Origin of the sequence: Enterobacter cloacae complex sp. IR5402 (assembly GCF_049238125.1) — a bacterium.
GTDB lineage: Bacteria > Pseudomonadota > Gammaproteobacteria > Enterobacterales > Enterobacteriaceae > Enterobacter > Enterobacter hormaechei_C.
The window spans coordinates 1-617 of the sequence record NZ_JBMKHO010000042.1 but is presented as its reverse complement, the minus strand read 5'-3'; the positions used below and the strand labels follow the sequence as shown (position 1 = coordinate 617).

1 protein-coding gene is annotated in these 617 nt (G+C 51.9%); it reads right to left on the bottom strand.

Translation table 11 applies throughout. The annotated features are described in order from the left end of the window. A partial coding sequence (locus tag ACOTXL_RS23795) for an EF-Tu/IF-2/RF-3 family GTPase (RefSeq protein WP_044705022.1) occupies window positions 1–617 on the bottom strand: 617 nt, incomplete at both ends.

The following is a 617-nucleotide window of genomic DNA, read 5'->3' as shown; positions in this document are numbered from 1 at the left end:
AGAACTTTAGCAACAACGCCCGCGCCAACGGTACGGCCGCCTTCACGGATTGCGAAACGCAGACCGTCGTCCATCGCGATTGGGTGGATCAGAGTCACAACCATCTTGATGTTGTCGCCTGGCATTACCATCTCTACGCCTTCTGGCAGTTCGATGGTACCGGTCACGTCAGTTGTACGGAAGTAGAACTGTGGACGGTAGCCTTTGAAGAACGGAGTATGACGGCCGCCTTCGTCTTTGGACAGAATGTACACTTCAGATTCGAACTTGGTGTGTGGCTTGATTGAGCCTGGCTTCGCCAGAACCTGACCACGTTCGATTTCTTCACGTTTGATACCACGCAGCAGAACACCAACGTTCTCACCAGCACGGCCTTCGTCCAGCAGTTTGCGGAACATTTCAACGCCAGTACAGGTAGACTTCGCAGTCTCTTTGATACCAACGATTTCAACTTCTTCACCAACTTTGATGATACCGCGCTCTACACGACCGGTAACAACGGTACCACGACCGGAGATGGAGAATACGTCTTCGATTGGCAGCAGGAATGGCTTGTCAATCGCACGCTCTGGTTCTGGGATGTAAGAATCCAGGTAGCCAGCCAGTTCGATGATTTT